Annotated in this window: 20 protein-coding genes; 9 read left to right on the top strand and 11 right to left on the bottom strand. The window is 71.7% G+C overall.

Annotation, left to right across the window (positions count from 1 at the left end):
- Positions 1-5: 5 nt before the first annotated feature.
- Positions 6-1,235, bottom strand: coding sequence for an acyl-CoA dehydrogenase family protein (locus MTF65_RS00955; protein WP_243626226.1), 1,230 nt, complete (start codon positions 1,233-1,235; stop codon positions 6-8).
- Positions 1,236-1,454: 219 nt separating this feature from the next.
- Here MTF65_RS00955 and MTF65_RS00950 point away from each other — a divergent pair, with 219 nt between their 5' ends.
- Positions 1,455-2,099: a TetR family transcriptional regulator gene (locus MTF65_RS00950; RefSeq protein ID WP_243626225.1), complete on the top strand. Its 645-nt coding sequence runs from the start codon at positions 1,455-1,457 to the stop codon at positions 2,097-2,099.
- 36 nt (positions 2,100-2,135) lie between these two features.
- Here MTF65_RS00950 and def read toward each other — a convergent pair whose 3' ends face one another.
- A complete protein-coding gene (def, locus tag MTF65_RS00945) occupies positions 2,136-2,693 on the bottom strand; it encodes a peptide deformylase (protein WP_243626224.1) in 558 nt (185 codons plus the stop codon).
- A gap of 123 nt (positions 2,694-2,816) precedes the next feature.
- Here def and MTF65_RS00940 point away from each other — a divergent pair, with 123 nt between their 5' ends.
- From MTF65_RS00940 to MTF65_RS00915, 6 genes are all read left to right on the top strand, one after another.
- Positions 2,817-4,055, top strand: coding sequence for a MurT ligase domain-containing protein (locus MTF65_RS00940; RefSeq protein ID WP_243626223.1), 1,239 nt, complete (start codon positions 2,817-2,819; stop codon positions 4,053-4,055).
- A gap of 32 nt (positions 4,056-4,087) precedes the next feature.
- On the top strand, positions 4,088-4,816 hold the full coding sequence (locus MTF65_RS00935; protein ID WP_243626222.1) for a type 1 glutamine amidotransferase: 729 nt from the start codon (positions 4,088-4,090) through the stop codon (positions 4,814-4,816).
- A gap of 214 nt (positions 4,817-5,030) precedes the next feature.
- The gene (locus tag MTF65_RS00930) at positions 5,031-6,059 is read left to right on the top strand and encodes a 6-phosphofructokinase (RefSeq protein WP_243626221.1); all 1,029 of its coding nucleotides are present in this window, start codon (positions 5,031-5,033) and stop codon (positions 6,057-6,059) included.
- Between the two features lie 92 nt (positions 6,060-6,151).
- Positions 6,152-7,114: a cytochrome c oxidase assembly protein gene (locus MTF65_RS00925; RefSeq protein ID WP_243626220.1), complete on the top strand. Its 963-nt coding sequence runs from the start codon at positions 6,152-6,154 to the stop codon at positions 7,112-7,114.
- A gap of 32 nt (positions 7,115-7,146) precedes the next feature.
- Entirely contained in the window at positions 7,147-7,305 is a 159-nt protein-coding gene (locus MTF65_RS00920; RefSeq protein ID WP_243626219.1) for a hypothetical protein, read from the top strand.
- A gap of 167 nt (positions 7,306-7,472) precedes the next feature.
- On the top strand, positions 7,473-8,183 hold the full coding sequence (locus MTF65_RS00915) for a 1-acyl-sn-glycerol-3-phosphate acyltransferase (protein WP_243626218.1): 711 nt from the start codon (positions 7,473-7,475) through the stop codon (positions 8,181-8,183).
- Between the two features lie 40 nt (positions 8,184-8,223).
- Here MTF65_RS00915 and MTF65_RS00910 read toward each other — a convergent pair whose 3' ends face one another.
- From MTF65_RS00910 to MTF65_RS00875, 8 genes are all read right to left on the bottom strand, one after another.
- Positions 8,224-9,894: an alpha/beta hydrolase gene (locus MTF65_RS00910; RefSeq protein ID WP_243626217.1), complete on the bottom strand. Its 1,671-nt coding sequence runs from the start codon at positions 9,892-9,894 to the stop codon at positions 8,224-8,226.
- A gap of 209 nt (positions 9,895-10,103) precedes the next feature.
- Positions 10,104-10,850, bottom strand: coding sequence for an urease accessory protein UreD (locus MTF65_RS00905; RefSeq protein ID WP_243627250.1), 747 nt, complete (start codon positions 10,848-10,850; stop codon positions 10,104-10,106).
- A gap of 86 nt (positions 10,851-10,936) precedes the next feature.
- Positions 10,937-11,632 carry an urease accessory protein UreG gene (gene ureG, locus MTF65_RS00900; RefSeq protein WP_243626216.1) on the bottom strand — a complete coding sequence of 232 codons (696 nt, stop codon included), beginning with the start codon at positions 11,630-11,632 and terminating at the stop codon, positions 10,937-10,939.
- A gap of 24 nt (positions 11,633-11,656) precedes the next feature.
- The gene (locus MTF65_RS00895) at positions 11,657-12,331 is read right to left on the bottom strand and encodes an urease accessory protein UreF (protein ID WP_243626215.1); all 675 of its coding nucleotides are present in this window, start codon (positions 12,329-12,331) and stop codon (positions 11,657-11,659) included.
- 16 nt (positions 12,332-12,347) lie between these two features.
- Positions 12,348-14,069, bottom strand: coding sequence for an urease subunit alpha (locus tag MTF65_RS00890; protein ID WP_243626214.1), 1,722 nt, complete (start codon positions 14,067-14,069; stop codon positions 12,348-12,350).
- A complete protein-coding gene (locus tag MTF65_RS00885; protein ID WP_243626213.1) occupies positions 14,062-14,373 on the bottom strand; it encodes an urease subunit beta in 312 nt (103 codons plus the stop codon). The genes MTF65_RS00890 and MTF65_RS00885 overlap by 8 nt, the downstream gene beginning before the upstream one ends.
- A gap of 14 nt (positions 14,374-14,387) precedes the next feature.
- Entirely contained in the window at positions 14,388-14,690 is a 303-nt protein-coding gene (locus tag MTF65_RS00880; protein ID WP_243626212.1) for an urease subunit gamma, read from the bottom strand.
- A gap of 133 nt (positions 14,691-14,823) precedes the next feature.
- The gene (locus MTF65_RS00875; RefSeq protein WP_243626211.1) at positions 14,824-15,318 is read right to left on the bottom strand and encodes an ATP-binding protein; all 495 of its coding nucleotides are present in this window, start codon (positions 15,316-15,318) and stop codon (positions 14,824-14,826) included.
- Positions 15,319-15,515: 197 nt separating this feature from the next.
- On the opposite strand from MTF65_RS00875, the gene MTF65_RS00870 reads away from it, so the two are divergent.
- Positions 15,516-16,400, top strand: coding sequence for a helix-turn-helix transcriptional regulator (locus MTF65_RS00870; RefSeq protein ID WP_243626210.1), 885 nt, complete (start codon positions 15,516-15,518; stop codon positions 16,398-16,400).
- 12 nt (positions 16,401-16,412) lie between these two features.
- Complete coding sequence (locus tag MTF65_RS00865) at positions 16,413-16,637, top strand: DUF397 domain-containing protein (protein WP_243626209.1); 225 nt, start codon at positions 16,413-16,415, stop codon at positions 16,635-16,637.
- 16 nt (positions 16,638-16,653) lie between these two features.
- Here the strand turns inward: MTF65_RS00865 and MTF65_RS00860 are convergent, their stop codons facing one another.
- A complete protein-coding gene (locus tag MTF65_RS00860) occupies positions 16,654-17,823 on the bottom strand; it encodes an 8-amino-7-oxononanoate synthase (RefSeq protein ID WP_243626208.1) in 1,170 nt (389 codons plus the stop codon).
- Between the last annotated feature and the right edge of the window lie 134 nt (positions 17,824-17,957).

Here is a 17,957-nt window from a genome sequence, read left to right as displayed (position 1 = left end):
CGCGGCTAGCGGATCGGCATGTCCGAGATCGTGCGGGCGATCACCAGCCGCTGGATCTCGCTGGTCCCCTCGAAGATCGTGTAGATCGCGCTGTCACGGTGCATCCGCTCCACCGGGTACTCGCGGGTGAAGCCGTTGCCGCCGAGGATCTGCACCGCCTGCGCGGTGACCTTCTTGGCCACCTCGCTGGCGAAGAGCTTCGACATCGAGCCCTCCGCCGAGGTGAACGGCTTGCCCGCGACCGCCATCCAGGAGGCCCGCCACACCAGCAGCCGGGCCGCGTCGATCTGGGTGCGCATATCGGCGAGTTGGAAGGCCACGCCCTGGTTGTCGATGATCGGCCGGCCGAACTGGGTCCGGGTCCTGGCGTAGTCGAGGGCCACCTCGTACGCGGCGCGCGCGGTGCCGACGGCCATGGCACCGACGGCCGGGCGAGAGGCCTCGAAGGTGGCCATGGCGGCGTTCTTCACCCTCTCGCCGCCGCCCGCCCTGGCCCGCTCGCGGGCCCGCGCGAGGCGCTCGTCCAGCTTGTCCTTGCCGCCGAGCAGGCAGGAGCCGGGGATCCGGCAGTCCTCCAGCACCACCTCGGCGGTGTGCGAGGCGCGGATGCCGTGCTTCTTGAACTTCTGCCCCTGGGACAGGCCGGGGGTGTTCGGCGGCACGATGAAGGAGGCGTGCCCCTTCGTCCCGAGCTCCGGGTCCACCACGGCGACGACGATGTGGACGTTGGCGATGCCGCCGTTGGTCGCCCAGGTCTTGGTGCCGTTGAGGACCCACTCGTCCTTCGCCTCGTCGTAGACGGCACGCGTGCGCATGGCGCCGACGTCGGAGCCCGCGTCGGGCTCGGAGGAGCAGAAGGCGGCGACCTTCACGTCGTCGGGAGTCCCGTACATCTGCGGGATCCAGGTGCCGATCTGCTCCTCGGTGCCGTTGGCCACGACTCCGATGGCGGCCAGCCCGGTGCCGACGATCGACAGGGCGATGCCGGCGTCACCCCAGAAGAGCTCCTCCATCGCCATCGGGATGCCGAGGCCCGTCGGGTCGAAGAACTGCTGCGCGTAGAAGTCGAGCGAGTAGATGCCGACCTTCGCGGCTTCCTGGATGACGGGCCATGGAGTCTCCTCACGCTCGTCCCATTCCGCGGCGGCGGGCCGGATGACGTCGGCGGCGAAGCCGTGGATCCAGTCCCGCACCTGCTTCTGGTCGTCGTTGAGCTCCATGGTGAACTCCGCCATGTCCCCTCCAGCTGTCTCACATGTGTTGTCGCGGTAGTCGGCAGGCGTTGTTACTACCGGTAACCCGAACGGTGGCCACAGTCTGTTACCGGCGAGTAAGCACTGTCAAGCGCGGTCGGTCCGCCCCGGGGGAGGACGCCGAGTCGATCGCCAGGGTGTGCGGGGTGTTACGTTGCGTGGGCGTCACGCACATCGCAAGGGCGGGGAGAGAAACACGTCATGGAGACCACGCAGCAGGCCGGCGAGCCGGGAGCGGCCGATCGCCGCCGGCGGGAACTGCTCGAGGCGGCCGACCGGGTCGTCCTCAGGGACGGCCCCAAGGCGTCCATGAACGCCATCGCGGCGGAGGCCGGCATCACGAAGCCGATCCTCTACCGGCACTTCGGCGACAAGGCGGGCCTCTACCAGGCGCTCGCCGTCCGTCACACCGACGCCCTGCTCGGCTCGCTGCGGGCCGCGCTGGACGCCCCGGCCGAGCGCCGGCGCCGGGTGGAGGCCACCCTCGACACCTACCTCGCCGCCATCGAGGCCCGCCCGCAGGTGTACCGCTTCCTGATGCACCCGGCCGAGGACTCCCAGGCGACCGAGCGCGGTTTCGACGTGGGCCTGCATTCGGCCCCGCTGCTGCGCCGGCTCGGCGAGGAGCTGGCCCAGGTGATCGGCGAGCGGGTGGACCTCGGCCCCGGCGGCGAACGCCTCGCCCGCGTCTGGGGCCACGGCATCGTCGGCATGATGCACGCCGCCGGCGACTGGTGGCTCGGCGAACGCCCCTGCGAACGCGCGGAGCTGGTCACCGGCCTCACCGACCTCCTCTGGGGCCGCCTGGCCACAGCCGGCAACCGCCTCGACGGCCCGGGCTTCTGACCCCCTCCAGCCTCGCCGGCCACATCCAGCCTCGCCTCAAACGCCGGCGAGGCTGGACTTGCCCCACGGCGTCCTGCGGATCGCCCGCCGCAGGCGACGGCCGCGCAGCCCCGTCACCCGGTCCGCGTACACGGTCCCCGCAAGGTGATCGCACTCGTGCTGAAGGCAGCGCGCGAAGAACCCGGTGCCCTCGACGCGGACGGGCGTGCCGTCGGAGGTGACCCCCTCGACGACGGCGCGGTCGAAGCGGACCGTTCCCGCCTCCAGGCCGGGCAGCGACAGGCAGCCCTCGGGGCCGCGGAACTCGTCGCCGTCAGCGGAAACCAGCCGCGGGTTGACGATGTGCCCGACATGGCGGACATCGTCGTCGTCGGGGCAGTCGTAGACGAACACCCGCTGTCCGACGCCGATCTGGTTCGCGGCGAGGCCGACGCCCTCGGCGGCGTACATCGTGGCGAACATGTCCTCGATGAGCCGGTCGAGGGCCGGGCCGAATTCGGTGACCTCCGCGCAGCCCGAGTGGAGCACCGGATCGCCCAGCAGGCTCATGGTGCGGACGAGGCCGGTGGTACCGGGAATGGGGCGCTGTCGCATGGCCGTAAGGGTACGACGGGCGAATATATGAGGAGATCCGCGACGTCCCTGGGGCGCCGCGGTCAAGGCTCCGGCCGGTACTGGATAGGCTGGGGCCGACCGACGCAAGGAGGACAAGGGACGATGGCAGGCAACACAGAGCCGCTTTCGCCGCGGGCCAAGCTGGCCGTGACGGCGGGCAAGGCCGCGGCGGCGGTGTCGCGGGCCGCGGGACGCGGAAGCGGATCGGTGATCGGTGGCAAGGTCGCACTCAAGCTCGACCCCGATCTGCTCGGAGCGCTGGCGCAGCATCTCGATGTCGTCCTCGTCTCCGCGACGAACGGCAAGACCACGACGACCCGGCTGATCGCGGAGGCCCTGCGGGCCAGCGGTCCGGTCGTGTCCAACGCGCTCGGCGCGAACATGCCGGCCGGTATCACCTCGGCGCTGGCGGGCGGCTCCGACGCCAAGTACGGCGTCATCGAGGTCGATGAGAAGTACCTGGCGGGCGTGGCCCGGGACGTCACCCCCAAGGTGATCGCCCTGCTGAACCTCTCCCGGGACCAGCTGGACCGGGCCGCCGAGACCCGCATGCTCGCCGAGAAGTGGCGCGAGGGCCTCCAGGGCTCCAAGGCGGTCATCGTCGCGAACTGCGACGACCCCCTGATCGTGTGGTCGGCCTCCTCCTCGCAGAACGTGGTGTGGGTCGCGGCCGGTCAGGAGTGGAAGGACGACGCCTGGTCGTGCCCCTCCTGCGGTGGCGTCATGCAGCGCCCCGGCGACGACTGGTTCTGCGGCGAGTGCGGCTTCCGCCGCCCCGTCCCCAGCTGGGTGCTGTCCGGAGACCACGTCCTGGACCCGCACGGCTCGGCCTGGCCGATCCACCTCCAGCTGCCCGGCCGCGCCAACAAGGCGAACGCCGCGACCTCGGCCGCCGTGGCCGCGGTCTTCGGTGTGCCGCCGCAGGTCGCGCTGGAGCGGATGTACCAGGTGCAGGCCGTCGCCGGCCGCTACGACGTCGTCAGCTTCCAGGGCCGTGAGCTGCGGCTGCTGCTCGCCAAGAACCCGGCGGGCTGGCTCGAAACGTTTTCCCTGATCGACCCGCCGCCGACCCCGGTGATCCTCTCGGTGAACGCGCGGGGCGCCGACGGCACCGACACCTCCTGGCTCTGGGACGTGGACTACCCCCGCCTGGCCGGCCACCCCATCTTCGTGATCGGTGACCGCAAGCTGGACCTCGCGGTCCGCCTTGAGGTCGCGGGCCTGGACTTCCGGGTGTGCGAGACCCTCGACGAGGCCGTGCAGCTGGCGCCGCCCGGACAGATCGAGCTGATCGCCAACTACACCGCCTTCCAGGACGTGCGCCGCCGGGTCGGCAACTAGAACTCTCACCTGAAACCGCAGAGGACAACAGCATGAGCGACAACAGCCTGCGTCTGGTGTGGGTCTACCCGGACCTGCTGAGCACGTACGGTGACCAGGGCAACGCCCTCGTCGTGGAGCGCCGGGCCCGCCAGCGGGGCCTGGACGTCCACCGCGTGGACGTCCGCAGTGACCAGCCCATCCCCACCTCGGGCGACATCTACCTGATCGGCGGCGGCGAGGACCGGCCGCAGCGGCTGGCCGCCGAGCGGCTGCTGCGTGACGGCGGTCTGGAGCGCGCCGTCTCGAACGGGGCGATCGTCTTCTCCGTCTGCGCCGGTTACCAGATCCTCGGCAAGGCGTTCGTCAACGACGTCGGCCAGCGCCAGGAGGGCCTGGGCCTGCTGGACGTCGAGACCGTGCGCGGCGAGGGCGAGCGGTGCGTCGGCGACGTCCTCGCCGACATCGACCCGCGGCTCGGCCTGCCCCAGCTGACGGGCTTCGAGAACCACCAGGGCGTCACCCACCTCGGCCCGACGGCGCGGCCGTTCGCCCGCACCCGGCTCGGCCGCGGCAACGGCACCGGCGACGGCACGGAGGGCGCGTACAACGAGACGGTCTTCGGCACGTACATGCACGGCCCCGTGATGGCCCGCAACCCGCAGATCGCGGACCTGCTGCTGAAGCTGGCCCTCGACGTGAACGCGCTGCCGCCCGCCGACGACCGGTGGTACGACGCGCTGCGCGCCGAGCGCATCGCGGCCGCCACGCAGCCGGCGTAACGCCCGTACAACGCCTGCGCCACCGCGCGTTCGGCGCTGCTTCGGCCCGGATTTCCCTTGGGGAAGTCCGGGCCGACGTGCGTTCGCACGACGGATCTGACCAGCATGTGGAGGATGGTTCAGTCCGGTGCGGATCCGCTTGTAGGGTGACGGGTAGTTCCAACCGGACGACGTGGTCCGGTCGTCGGCCCACGTTGCAAAGGTTTTCCCTGCCATGCGCATTGGTGTGCTCACTTCCGGCGGCGACTGCCCCGGCCTCAATGCCGTCATCCGTTCCGTCGTGCACCGCGCCGTCGTCGACCACGGCGACGAGGTCATCGGATTCCACGACGGCTGGCGAGGCCTCCTGGAGTGCGACTACCGCAAGCTCGACCTGGACGCCGTGAACGGCATCCTGGCCCGTGGCGGCACGATCCTGGGCTCCTCGCGGGTCCAGCCCGCGCATCTGCGCGACGGCGTGGAGCGGGCCCGCGGGCACGTCACGGACCTCGGCCTGGACGCCATCATCCCGATCGGCGGCGAGGGCACCCTGAAGGCCGCGAACCTCCTCTCGCAGGCCGGTCTGCCGATCGTGGGCGTCCCGAAGACCATCGACAACGACATCGCCTCCACCGACGTCACCTTCGGCTTCGACACGGCCGTCGGTGTCGCCACCGAGGCCCTCGACCGGCTGAAGACCACCGCCGAGTCGCACCAGCGGGTGATGGTCGTCGAGGTCATGGGCCGCCACACCGGATGGATCGCCCTGCACTCGGGCATGGCGGCCGGCGCGCACGCGATCGTCGTACCGGAGCGGCCCTTCGACATCGAGGAGCTCACGGCGATCGTCGGCGAGCGCTTCTCCGCGGGCAAGCGGTTCGCGATCGTCGTCGTCTCCGAGGGCGCCAAGCCCGCCCAGGGCAGCTCGATGGCCGTCGAGGAGCGCGGCACGGACATGTACGGGCACGAGCGGTTCGCCGGCATCGGCAACCGGCTCGCCGTCGAGCTGGAGGACCGGCTCGGCAAGGAGGCCCGCCCCGTGATCCTGGGCCACGTCCAGCGCGGCGGCACGCCCACCGCGTACGACCGGGTGCTCGCCACCCGCTTCGGCTGGCACGCGGTGGAGGCAGCGCACCGGGGCGAGTTCGGGATGCTGACCGCCCTGCGCGGCACCGACATCGTGATGGTGCCGCTGGCCGAGGCCGTCGAGACCCTCAAGACCGTCCCGTCGGAGCGCTACGACGAGGCAGAGACCGTTCTGTGATCTTTCCCCCCTTCTGTCACCGCCCCCGGACGCGATAGCGCCCGGGGGCGGCACTACTGTGGTGGGGCACCACAGGTCAAGGGAGTGAACAGATGGATCACAGCGGGCACGGCATGGACATGCACATGGACATGGACCTGCCGCCGTTCACTCTCGGGCGTGGGCTGGAGTTCTCCTTCGACGCCTTCTTCCTGATCGGCTCCCTGGTGGGCCTCGGCCTCTACGGCTGGGGCGTGCTGCGGCTGCGCCGGCGCGGGGACTCCTGGCCGCTGGGCCGGACCGTCGCCTTCGCCCTCGGCGTGCTGAGCGTGATCCTGATGATGTGCACCAAACTGAACGATTACGGCATGGTCATGTTCAGCGTGCACATGGTCCAGCACATGGTGATCAGCATGGTCACCCCGATCCTGCTGCTTCTCGGGGCCCCGATGACGCTGGCGCTGCGCGCGCTCCCGCCGGCCGCCCGCGGCCGCAAGGGTCCGCGCGAGCTGCTCCTGATGCTGCTGCACAGCCGGTACATGAAGGTGATCACCCACCCGGCCTTCACGATCCCGATGTTCATCGCGAGCCTCTACGCGCTGTACTTCACCCCGCTGTTCGACTTCCTGATGGAGAGCCGCACCGGGCACGTAGCGATGATGGTGCACTTCCTCGCCGTCGGCGTCATCTTCTTCTGGCCGATCATGGGCGTGGACCCGGGCCCGCAGCGCCCCGGCTACGTGATGCGGATGCTGGAACTCTTCGCGGGCATGCCCTTCCACGCCTTCTTCGGCATCGCGCTGATGATGGCGAGCGAGCCGATGATCAAGACGTACGCGAACCCGCCGGCCTCCCTCGGCATCGACCCCCTGCTGGACCAGCAGTGGGGCGGCGGGATCGCCTGGGCCTTCAGCGAGATCCCCTCGGTGCTGGTGCTGATCGCGCTCGTCTACCAGTGGTACCACTCCGAGCAGCGGGCGGCGAAGCGCTCCGACCGGGCCGCGGACCGCGACGGAGACCAGGAGCTTGCGGCGTACAACGCGTATCTCGCCTCGCTCCAAGCGCGTGGCCAGTAGCGGAGGACCGGCTTCGCGCGGCACCATGGGGCATGACCGGATCCGTTAAGGCGATGGCCGTCACGACCTTCGCCGCTCTGGTGGCCGTCGCCACGTACTCCGTGGCCCTCGGCAGCAACGGCTGGCTGTGGTTCGGCTGGGTGGTACTGGGGCTGCTGACCATCGGGATGGCCGCCTCGGGCAACATCTGAATCCCGCCGTGCCGGGCCCGACCCGCGCGTATGCCCCGGCCTGACCCGCCCCGCCCGCGCGCGCCCGGCCCCGACGGCGGTCGTTCCGATGCCGCCGCACCCTCCTGACGCGTGCCTGACTGTCCGTAGGATGGCGGTGACAACGGGGCATCGACGGGAGCGGCCTGGTGTTCTACCACTTGCTCAAGCACGTACTGCTCGGTCCGCTGCTGCGTCTGCTGTTCCGGCCGCGGATCGAGGGCCTGGAGAACATCCCGGCGGAGGGCGCCGCGATCGTCGCGGGCAATCACCTGTCGTTCTCGGACCACTTCCTCATGCCCGCGATCCTCACGCGCCGCATCACCTTCCTCGCGAAGGCCGAGTACTTCACCGGCCCCGGGCTGAAGGGGCGGCTCACTGCCGCCTTCTTCCGCAGCGCCGGGCAGATCCCGGTGGACCGCTCCGGGAAGGACGCCGGGCAGGCCGCGCTCCGCGAGGGGCTGGGCGTGCTGGCCAAGGGCGAACTGCTGGGCATCTACCCCGAGGGCACCCGCTCGCACGACGGCCGGCTCTACAAGGGGAAGGTGGGCGTGGCCGCGATGGCGCTGGGCGCCGGGGTGCCGGTCATCCCCTGCGCGATGCTCGGCACCTTCGAGATCCAGCCGCCCGGGCAGCGGATCCCGAAGATCCGGCGGGTGACGATCCGCTTCGGGGAGCCGCTGGACTTCTCCCGGTACGCCGGACTGGAGGGCGAGCGGGCCGTCCTGCGGGCCGTCACCGACGAGATCATGTACGCGATCCTCGGACTGTCCGGACAGGAGTACGTCGACCGGTACGCCACCGAGGTCAAGGCCGAGGAAGAGGAGGCACGGAAGAAGGCCCGGCGCAAGACGCGCTGAGCCTTCTCCCGTGTTACGTGGCGCCGGCCACCGCCCGGCCCTAACGGACGGCCGGGAGCTCCTCACGGGTGGCGAGGTCGGCGGCGGAGGCCTGCGCGAACGACTTCGCGGCGGCCGGGGCCGCGGCCGGCGGCACCGGGGTGGCGTGCGACTCGCACGTCACGTCCTCGGCGTCGACCTTGCCGGTCAGCAGGTAGGTGTCCACCCGGGTGTTGATGCAGGGGTTCACCAGGCTGGTCACACCGTGCGAGCCCGCGTTCTTCTCGGTGATCAGGCGCGAGCCGACGAGACGGTTGTGCATCGAGACGGCACCCACGTACGGCGTGGCCGCGTCCCGCTCGGACTGGACGATCAGCACCGGCGGCAGACCGCGCTTGGCGCCGACCTCGATCGGGGTGCTCTGCTTGGACTTCCAGGTCGCGCAGGGCAGGTTCAGCCACGCGTTGGACCAGGTCAGGAACGGGTACTGCTCGTGCAGCTTGGTGTTGTCCCGGTCCCACTTGGCCCAGCTGGTGGGCCACTTGGCGTCGGCGCACTCGACCGCGGTGTAGACGGCGTTGCCGTTCTCCGTCGCCGCGTTGCCCTTGAGGTCGGACATGTCCGGGGCGATCGCGTCGACCAGCGCCTGGGTGTCACCGGCGAGGTACTTGCTCCAGGTCTGGGCGACGGGCACCCAGGAGGAGTCGTAGTACGGGGCGCCCTGGAAGAAGCCGATGAGCTCGGCCGGGCCGACGACCCCGCCGATCGGGTCGGCCTTCGCCGTGGCGCGCAGTTCCTGGTACTTGGCCTCGACCTTGGCGCGGGTGTCGCCGATGTGGAAGACCGCGTCGTTCTTGGCGACCCAGTCCTGCCAGTCGTTCCAGCGCATCTGGAAGGCGGCGTCCTGGCCGAGGTTGGCCTCGTACCAGATGTTGTCGCGGTCCGGGTCGACCACGCTGTCGACGATCATGCGGCGCACGTGGGTCGGGAAGAGGGTCGCGTAGACCCCGCCGAGGTAGGTGCCGTACGAGACGCCGAGGAAGTTCAGCTTCCGCTCGCCGAGGGCGGCCCGGATGACGTCGAGGTCGCGCGCGGTGTTCGGCGTGGTCATGTGCGGCAGCATCTCGCCGCTGCGCTCCTTGCAGCCGTCCGCGTACTCGGCGGCGAGCTTGCGCTGGGCGAGCTTGTCGGCCTCGTTGGACGGGACCGGGTCGGCCTTGGGGGCCTTGACGAACTCCTGCGGGTCGATGCAGGAGATCGGGGCGGAGTGTCCGACACCGCGGGGGTCGAAGCCCACGAAGTCGTACGCCTTGGAGGTGTTGACCCACAGCGGGGCCTTGGTGGTGATCCGGCGCGGGAAGCGCATGCCGGAGCCGCCGGGGCCGCCCGGGTTGTAGATGAGCGCGCCCTGGCGCTCCTCCTCGGTACCGGTGCTGACGGCGCGGTCGACCGCGAGGTCGATCGTCTTGCCGAAGGGCTTGCGGTAGTCCAGCGGGACCTTCACCCAGCCGCACTGGATCGGCTTCGCGAAGCCCCAGTCGGCAGGACAGTCCTTCCAGTCGATCCCCGTGCGGGCGGCGCGGGCGGCGGCGATCTGGACGCCGATCGCCTCCGCCGCTCCGTTGTCACGGCCGGCCGGCGCCGCCGAGGCGGACGGGGCCAGCAGCAGACTCGCCGCCAGCGTGCCGGTGATCAGTGTGGCGGCGCTCCCCAGCGCCGCGTTGCGTATCACGTGGTTGTTCCCCCTGCTCATGTGCCGCCGTGGGCGGCGGTGTTCAGTCGGTTGGTCCGTTGGTCGATTCGGTCGTCGGGCGTGCAGGGGGATCCTTGCGCCTGACCGATCCCGGGCGACAGAGCGGCGCCCTCTTCTTTGCCCAACCGATAACCGGAAAGGCGTGTACCGCTGAGCGGTGTCCGATTCATCCGGAGTGTGAGGGCGCGTCACCAGCCATATGTGCGACGGGCCGCGTCCAGCAGCTCCCGCAACCGGAGCGCGTCCGGGGCCAGGGCCGTGACCAGGACGGCTGGGCCGGCCAGCGGGGTGACCGCGGCGAACTCCCCCAGCACCCCGGCGGCGGGCGGGGTCTGCTCGAAAGCCGGGTCCACGACGAGGAGTTGGCCGACCGAGCGGTGGCCGGCGAGCCCCGCCGGGCCGTCCCAGCCGCCGGGCGCGCCCGGGCCGCAGGCGAGTTCCTGGTCCAGCAGCGGGCGGCCGCCGCGGGTGACGGTGAGCCGGCTGCGCAGCAGGCCCCCCGGCTCCCCGGCGCGGCCGAGCACCTGCTCCTCGCGCAGCAGCAGCCGGGCGCCGGGGGCGAGGTCGGCCCGGGTGCGGACCCGCAGGTCGCTGCCCCGTACGGAGACCAGCGGCTCCGGCAGCCACCGTACGGCCGCGTCCTCCGCCAGCGTCAGCCGTACGTCGTACCGCGCGGGCTCACCGCCCCGGCCGGGCAGCGCCAGGGTGGCCGCCGCCGAAGCGAGGGCCAGCCGGGCCCCCGGGCCGACGACGGCCTCGACGGTGAGGTGGTCCCCGCCGAGCGGGGCGCTCATCGCGCCGACCAGCATGACCGCGGCCTCGGCGCCCTCGCCCCGGGTGCGGCGCAGCGCGAGCGGCCCCTCCCCGGCGAGGAGCGGCAGAGCCGTGCCGCCCCGGCCGTCGGCGGTGGCGCGGATCCGGGCGGTGGCCCGCAGGCCCGCCGGGGCGGGGGCGGCGGGGGGTCCGGTGGTGACGGCGGGCGCGCTGGTGACGGGGGCGGTGGTGACGGGGGGCGTGCTGGTCACCGTACGGCCCAGGCGGCGAACCGCTCGCGCACCCACGCGGCCACCGGGGCCACGCCTTCCGGGCCGCGCAGCGACTGGAAGGCGACGGGCAGCTCGCCGCGCTGCTCGGCGGCGTCGCGGGCCATCCGCCCGAGGTCGGAGCCGACGTAGGGGGCCAGGTCGGTCTTGTTGACGACGAGCAGGTCGGCGGTGGTGACGCCGGGGCCGCCCTTGCGCGGGATGTCGTCGCCGCCCGCCACGTCGATGACGAAGATCTGGGCGTCGACCAGGCCGCGGGAGAAGGTGGCGGTGAGGTTGTCCCCGCCGGACTCTACGAGGATCAGGTCGAGCGGGGCGTGCTCCCGGAAGGTCTCCTCCAGCTCCTCGACGGCCTCCAGATTTGCGGAGATGTCATCGCGGATGGCGGTGTGCGGGCAGGCCCCGGTCTCGACGGCGGTGATCCGCTCGGGCGGCAGGACGGCCTCGCGGAGCAGGAACTCGGCGTCCTCGCGGGTGTAGATGTCGTTGGTGACGACGGCCAGGGACAGTTCGGCGCGCAGGGCCCGGCAGAGGGCGGCGACGGTCGCGGTCTTGCCGGAACCGACCGGTCCGCCGAGTCCGATGCGCAGGGCGCGGCGGGTGCCGTCGGCCCGGACGGGGTCCGCGCCGTGGGTGTGGCGCTGCGGGTAGGTCACGCCGTGGTCGAGGTGCATGGGGGGTCTCCTTCGGGGGGTGGTTCAGGAGGCGAACAGGCGTACCGGCCAGTCGGCATGGATCTCCGCCGCGATCTCCAGCAGGGGTGAGGAGGCGGCGGGCAGGGCGCCCGGTCCCTCCGTCCGGGCGCGCAGCGCGGCCGCCTCCGCCTGGGCGGCGACGGCGTCGAGTTCGGGGGCGAGCCGGGCCAGTACCCCGCTCGCCTCGAAGGGGTCGAGGCCCAGCAGCCGCACGGTCGCGGTCGCGGGCCCGCTGACGCTCTCGTACGCGGCCACGTGCGCGGCGTCGAGCGGCCCGAGCCCGGCGGCGCGGGCCGTGAGGCCGAGTACCACGGGCTGGTGCGCCCCGCGCGGGAAGGCGGCGGCCAGCGCGTCGAGTTCGGCGGCGGGCCAGGTGGCCCGGGCGGCCCGCAGCAGCTGCCGGCCCAGCCTGCGCCCCGCCGTGCGCAGGGCGGGCGACGGGGTGCGGGCGTCGGCGGCGGCGTCGAGCTCCGCCGGGTCGAGCCCGAGTGCGGCGGCCGCCGCGAGTCCGGCGGCGGTGAGCCCGGCGGTGTGCAGGCGGCCTCGGCAGAACTCCGCCAGGGTGGCGGCGTCGTGGATGCGGCCCGCCTTGCAGGCGGCCTCGGCCCCGCCGGAGTGGGCGTGCCCTCCGGCGGGGAAGCGGCCGTCGGCGAGGACGAGCAGAGCGGCGAGGCTCATCGCGAGAGACCCCTTCTCAAAACAGGAAGTATCTCTGTGCCATGGGCAGTTCCGCGGCGGGCGCGGGCTCCACGGCCTCGCCGTCGATGGAGACGGTGAAGGTGTCGGCGTCGACCTCGACCCTCGGCATGGCATCGTTGTTGCGCATGTCCGCCTTGCCCACCTTGCGGGTGCTCTCGATGGCCACGAACTCCTTGCCGAGTCCGAGCCGCTCGGGGAGCCCGTCGTCGAGCGCGGCCTGCGCCGTGAAGTTGACCGAGTTCAGCCCGGGTGCCCGCCCGTGCCCGCCGAACATCGGCCGGGGCAGCACGGGCTGCGGGGTCGGGATGGAGGCGTTGGCGTCGCCCATCTGCGCGTAGGCGATCTGGCCGCCCTTGATGATCAGCTCGGGCTTGACCCCGAAGAAGGCGGGGTTCCACAGCACCAGGTCGGCGAGCTTGCCGGTCTCGACCGAGCCGATCTCGCGGGCGAGCCCCTGAGCCACGGCGGGGTTGATCGTGTACTTGGCGACGTACCTCCGGGCCCGCTGGTTGTCGGCGGGGCCGTCGCCGGGCAGGAAGCCGCGCCGCTTCTTCATCACGTGGGCGGTCTGCCAGGTGCGCAGGATCACCTCGCCGACGCGGCCCATGGCCTGGGAGTCGGAGGAGATGATGGAGATGGCGCCGAGGTCGTGCAGGACGTCCTCGGCGGCGATGGTCGAAGGCCGGATCCGGGACTCGGCGAAGGCGAGGTCCTCGGGGACTGCCGGGTTGAGGTGGTGGCAGACCATCAGCATGTCGAGGTGTTCCTCGACGGTGTTGACGGTGTGCGGCCGCGTCGGGTTGGTGGAGCTGGGCAGGATGTTGGGCTCGGACACCACGGTGATGATGTCGGGCGCGTGCCCGCCCCCCGCTCCCTCGGTGTGGTACGAGTGGATGGTCCGCCCGGCGATGGCCGCGAGGGTGTCGGCGACGAAGCCGGCCTCGTTGAGCGTGTCGGTGTGGATGGCGACCTGGGCGCCGGTCTCCTCGCAGACGCTCAGGCAGGCGTCGATGACGGCGGGGGTGGAGCCCCAGTCCTCGTGGATCTTGAATCCGAGGGCGCCGCCGCGCAGTTGGGAGTGCATGCCCTCGCGGGACATGGTGTTGCCCTTGCCGAGCAGGCCGATGTTGACGGGGTAGGCCTCCAGCGCGGCGAACATCCTGGCCAGGTGCCAGGGCCCGGGCGTGACGGTGGTGGCCTTGGTGCCCTCGGCGGGACCGGTGCCGCCGCCGACGAGGGTGGTGATGCCGGAGGCGAGGGCCTCCTCGATGACGGTCGGGGAGATGAAGTGCACGTGGGCGTCGATGGCGCCGGCGGTGACGATCTTCCCGTTGCCCGCGATGATCTCGGTCTCGGGGCCGATGACCAGGGCCGGGTCCACCCCGTCCATGGTGTCGGGGTTGCCGGCCTTGCCGATGCCGCAGATCCGGCCGTCGCGGATGCCGAGGTCGGCCTTGACGATGCCCCAGTGGTCGAGGATCACGACCCCGGTGATCACGGTGTCGGGGGCGCCCTCGGCGCGGGTGGTACGGGCCTGGCCCATGGACTCGCGGATGACCTTGCCGCCGCCGAAGACGGCCTCGTCGCCGGCCCGTCCGGGTCCGCCGCTGAGGTCCCGCTCGATCTCGACGAAGAGGTCGGTGTCGGCCAGCCGGATCCGGTCGCCGGCCGTCGGCCCGAAGAGGTCGGCGTACACCTGGCGGGAGATCTCAGTCATCGAGCGGCCCTCCGGTCTCGCCGCGCAGCCCGGGCACGGAGCGCAGCCCGCCCAGGGGTACGAGCTCCACCGCGACCGGAATGCCCGGCTCGAAGCGGACCGCGGTTCCGGCGGCGATGTTGAGCCGGAGCCCGCGGGCGGCCCGGCGGTCGAAGTCGAGGCCGGGGTTGGCCTCGGCGAAGTGGTAGTGGGATCCGACCTGGACGGGCCGGTCGGCGGCGTTGAGCACGGTGATCCGGGTGACGGGACGGCCCTCGTTGAGGCGCACCGGGCCGTCCCCGTAGCGGATTTCGCCGGGGATCATGAGGGTGCTCCTCTTCAGACGATCGGGTCGTGGACGGTGACGAGCTTCGTGCCGTCCGGGAAGGTCGCCTCGACCTGGACGTCGTGGATCATCTCGGGGATTCCCTCCATGACCTCCTCGCGGCCGAGCACGGTACGGCCGGAGGCCATCAGCTCGGCCACGGTCCGGCCGTCGCGGGCGCCTTCGAGGATGTGCGAGGTGATCAGGGCGATCGACTCGGGGTGGTTGAGGCGGACCCCGCGCGCCCTTCGCCTCTCGGCCACGTCGGCGGCCACGTGGATGAGCAGTCTCTCCTGCTCGTGCGGTGTCAGTTGCACTCGAATCACCAAGTTTCCCGGGACCACCGCCGCTTTGCGGCTCGTGGGTGATCATTTGCGAAGAACCGTGGCCGTCACATTAAGGGCCGCGCTTTTCCACTGAGTTAACCCACGTTTCCGGGAGGTTCCCGGTTCAGCTCCGGTGACCCCGGGACCCGGTTCCGTATACGGACTCCGGGGCAGACGGGGCGGCCGGGACAGACGGGGCGCCGACGGGCCAGGGGAGGGCGATCCACACCGTCTTGCCGCCGTCCTCCGTGGGACAGACGGAGAGCCGCCCGCCCGCCTCGGCCGCGAGCCAGCGGATGATGACCATCCCGCGGCCGTTGTCCTGCTGGACGGCGGCCGGCAGCCGCCGGGGCCAGCGGGGGTGACTGTCGGTCACCCCGACGCGGAGCCATTCCTCGCGCTCCAGCCGCACTTCGACGGTAAAGGTGGGTGACTGGCCGAACGTGTGCTGCACGGAATTGGTCGCGAGTTCCGAGACGATCAGCCGAACGGTGTCGGCGGTCTCGGCGTCCTCGGGCAGTCCCCATTCGCTCAGCACCCCCGCGACGTGGCGGCGGGCAACAGCGACCGAGGCGGGATCGCTCGGCAGAGTGAGGGTGGCTTCCAGCTGATCTGCCATGGCGACGTCCCTTTCCCACCGGGGCGCAGTCGCCCCGGATCTGTGCTGAGCGCCAGAGTGCCACCCATCGTCCCGCTGTTGTTGCCGTTACTCCAAGATATGCATATATCTGTCGCCCAATGCGGTGAACTCTGCTACGGAAGAGCGTATTTGGACGGCAAACTGGTGCGAGCTGTGCCGGTGGAAGGAGAGCGGGTATGCAGCACGGTCCCGCGGTACGTCGGCGCAAGCTCGGCGAGGAATTGCGCGCGCTGCGCGACCGGTCCGGACTCACCAGCGGTGAGGCGGCCCGGATCGTCGGATGGCACCAGTCGAAAATCAGCCGTATCGAGACCGGGCGCAGCGGGGTCAAACCGGAGGACATCCGGTCGCTCCTCGACGCCTACGGGGATGTGGTGAGCGCCCAGCAGCGTGCCCTGCTGGAGGCCCTGTCAGCCTCCGCGGCCGGCCCCGGGCCGGGCGACGACACCGGTCGGGGCCGCGAGTGGTGGCACGACTACCGGGGGCTGCTGCCGCAGGAGTACCGGGACTTCATCAGCCTGGAGGCGGGCGCCCGGTCGGCCCGCACGGTGGAACTGTCGGTGGTGCCCGGCCTGTTGCAGACTCCCGACTACGCGCGGGCCGTGACCCGGGCCGCGCTGGGCGGGCTACCGGAGCCGAAGGTGGACGCGCTGGTCGAGGTACGGCTGGCCCGCCAGTCCGTCCTGCGGGCGGATCCGCCGCTGAACCTGAGCGCCGTACTGGACGAGGCGGTGCTGCGCCGGCAGATCGGCGGCCCCGGGGTGATGGCCGAGCAGTTGCGGCACCTGGCGGCGGTGGCGCAGCTGCCCCAAGTGTGCTTGCAGGTACTGCCGTTCAGCGTGGGAGGCCATCTCGGCCTGACAGGACCGTTCGTTATTTTTTCATTTCCGGACATCGCCGATCTGGATGTGGTGGTACTCGACCATTTGACGAGTAGCCTCTATCTGGAGCGGAAGGAAGATCTCGAGGCATACGGTGCCGCGTTCCGCGCCATCCAGGCCCACGCCCTCCCGCCCCGTGACTCGTCGGATCTCATCAGCTCACTCGCTGACGACACGTAAGGAGGCACCCCCGTGTCCGCAACCCCCTTATCCACCGGCGGACTTCTGATCAGCGCGCGGTGGCGGCGCAGCAGCCGCAGCACCGGAATGAACAACTGCGTGGAAGCGGCCGCCCTCCGCGGCGGCCTGCTGGCCGTCCGCGACTCCAAGCGGACGGACGGCCCGGCCGTGCTCTTCACGGGGCCGGCCTGGGACGGCTTCCTCGCCTGTGTCCGGGCGGACCGCCGGCTCCCGTAACTCCGCCGGTCCCCCGCTAGTCCGTGGCTCCGGCCGGAGCGGTCCGCAGGATCGTCTCCACGGCCCGGTTGATCTCGTCCCCCGTGAGATCGGCCCGAGCGGTCAGTCGCAGCCGGGAAATACCGTCCGGCACCGACGGCGGCCGGAAGCACCCCACGGACAGACCTGCCTCGCGGCAGTCGGCGGCCCAGCGCAGTGCCGCCGAAGCCGACGGGGCCCGTACCGACACCACGGCCGCGTCCGGCCGGGCCGCGGTCAGGCCGGACGCGGTGAGCCGTCCGTACAGCTGGGCGGCCACCTCGCGGGCCAGTCCGGCCCGTTCCGGTTCCCGCCGGAGCAGGCGCAGGCTCGCCAGCGCCGCGCCGGCGGCGGCCGGGGCGAGCCCGGTGTCGAAGATGAAGGTCCGGGCCGTGTTGACCAGGTGCCGGATCACCTTGGCCGGCCCAAGCACGGCGCCGCCCTGGCTGCCCAGTGACTTCGAGAGCGTCAGCGTGGCGACCACGCCGGGTCCGCCCGCGAGCCCGGCCGCGTGCAGCGCGCCGCGTCCGCCCTCGCCCAGTACGCCCAGCCCGTGCGCGTCGTCCACGAGCAGGGCCGCGCCCTCGTCCCGGGCGGCGGCGGCATAGCCGGCGAGCGGCGCGGCGTCCCCGTCCACGGAAAACACCGAGTCGCTGACGAGCAGGGCCCGGCCGTCGTGCGCCGCGAGCGTCTTGCGCGCTCCGTCCGGGTCGGCGTGCGGGATGACGGCGGTCTCGGCGCGCGAGAGCCGGCAGCCGTCGACGATCGAGGCGTGGTTCCCGGCGTCGGAGACGACCAGGGTGCCCCGGTCGCTGAGCGCGGTGACGGCGGCGAGGTTGGCGGCGTAACCCGAGGACAGCACCAACGCGGCCTCGAAACCGCAGAAGTCGGCGAGCTCCCGCTCCAGCTCGGCGTGGAGCTCGGTCGTACCGGTGACGAGGCGCGATCCGGTGGCGCCCGCGCCCCAGAGCTCGGCGGCCTCCCGTGCCCCCGTGACGGTCTCGGGATGGCGGGACAGGCCGAGGTAGTCGTTGCTCGCGAGGTCCAGCAGCGGTGAGGAAGCCGCCCGGGGGCGCAGTGTCCGGACGAGTCCCGCCCGCTCGCGGGCCCGCTCGGCCTCGTCGATCCAGGCGAAGACGTCCACGGCGTCGGGAGTGTGCTGGGGCATCGGCGGGGTCCTCGCGTTTTGTCGGCTGTCCACAGACCTGCGAACGACCCTAATGGTCGTGACCTCTGTGTCAGGTGTGGTGATACACACACTCCATTCCGGCCATGTTGTCCGATCCCTCCTTGGCCGGGAGT

The sequence above is a fragment of the Streptomyces sp. APSN-46.1 genome, assembly GCF_022815725.1.
Classification (GTDB): domain Bacteria; phylum Actinomycetota; class Actinomycetes; order Streptomycetales; family Streptomycetaceae; genus Streptomyces.
The sequence above is the reverse complement of the archived record's forward strand: the minus strand, read 5'-3'. Positions and strand labels throughout refer to the sequence as shown.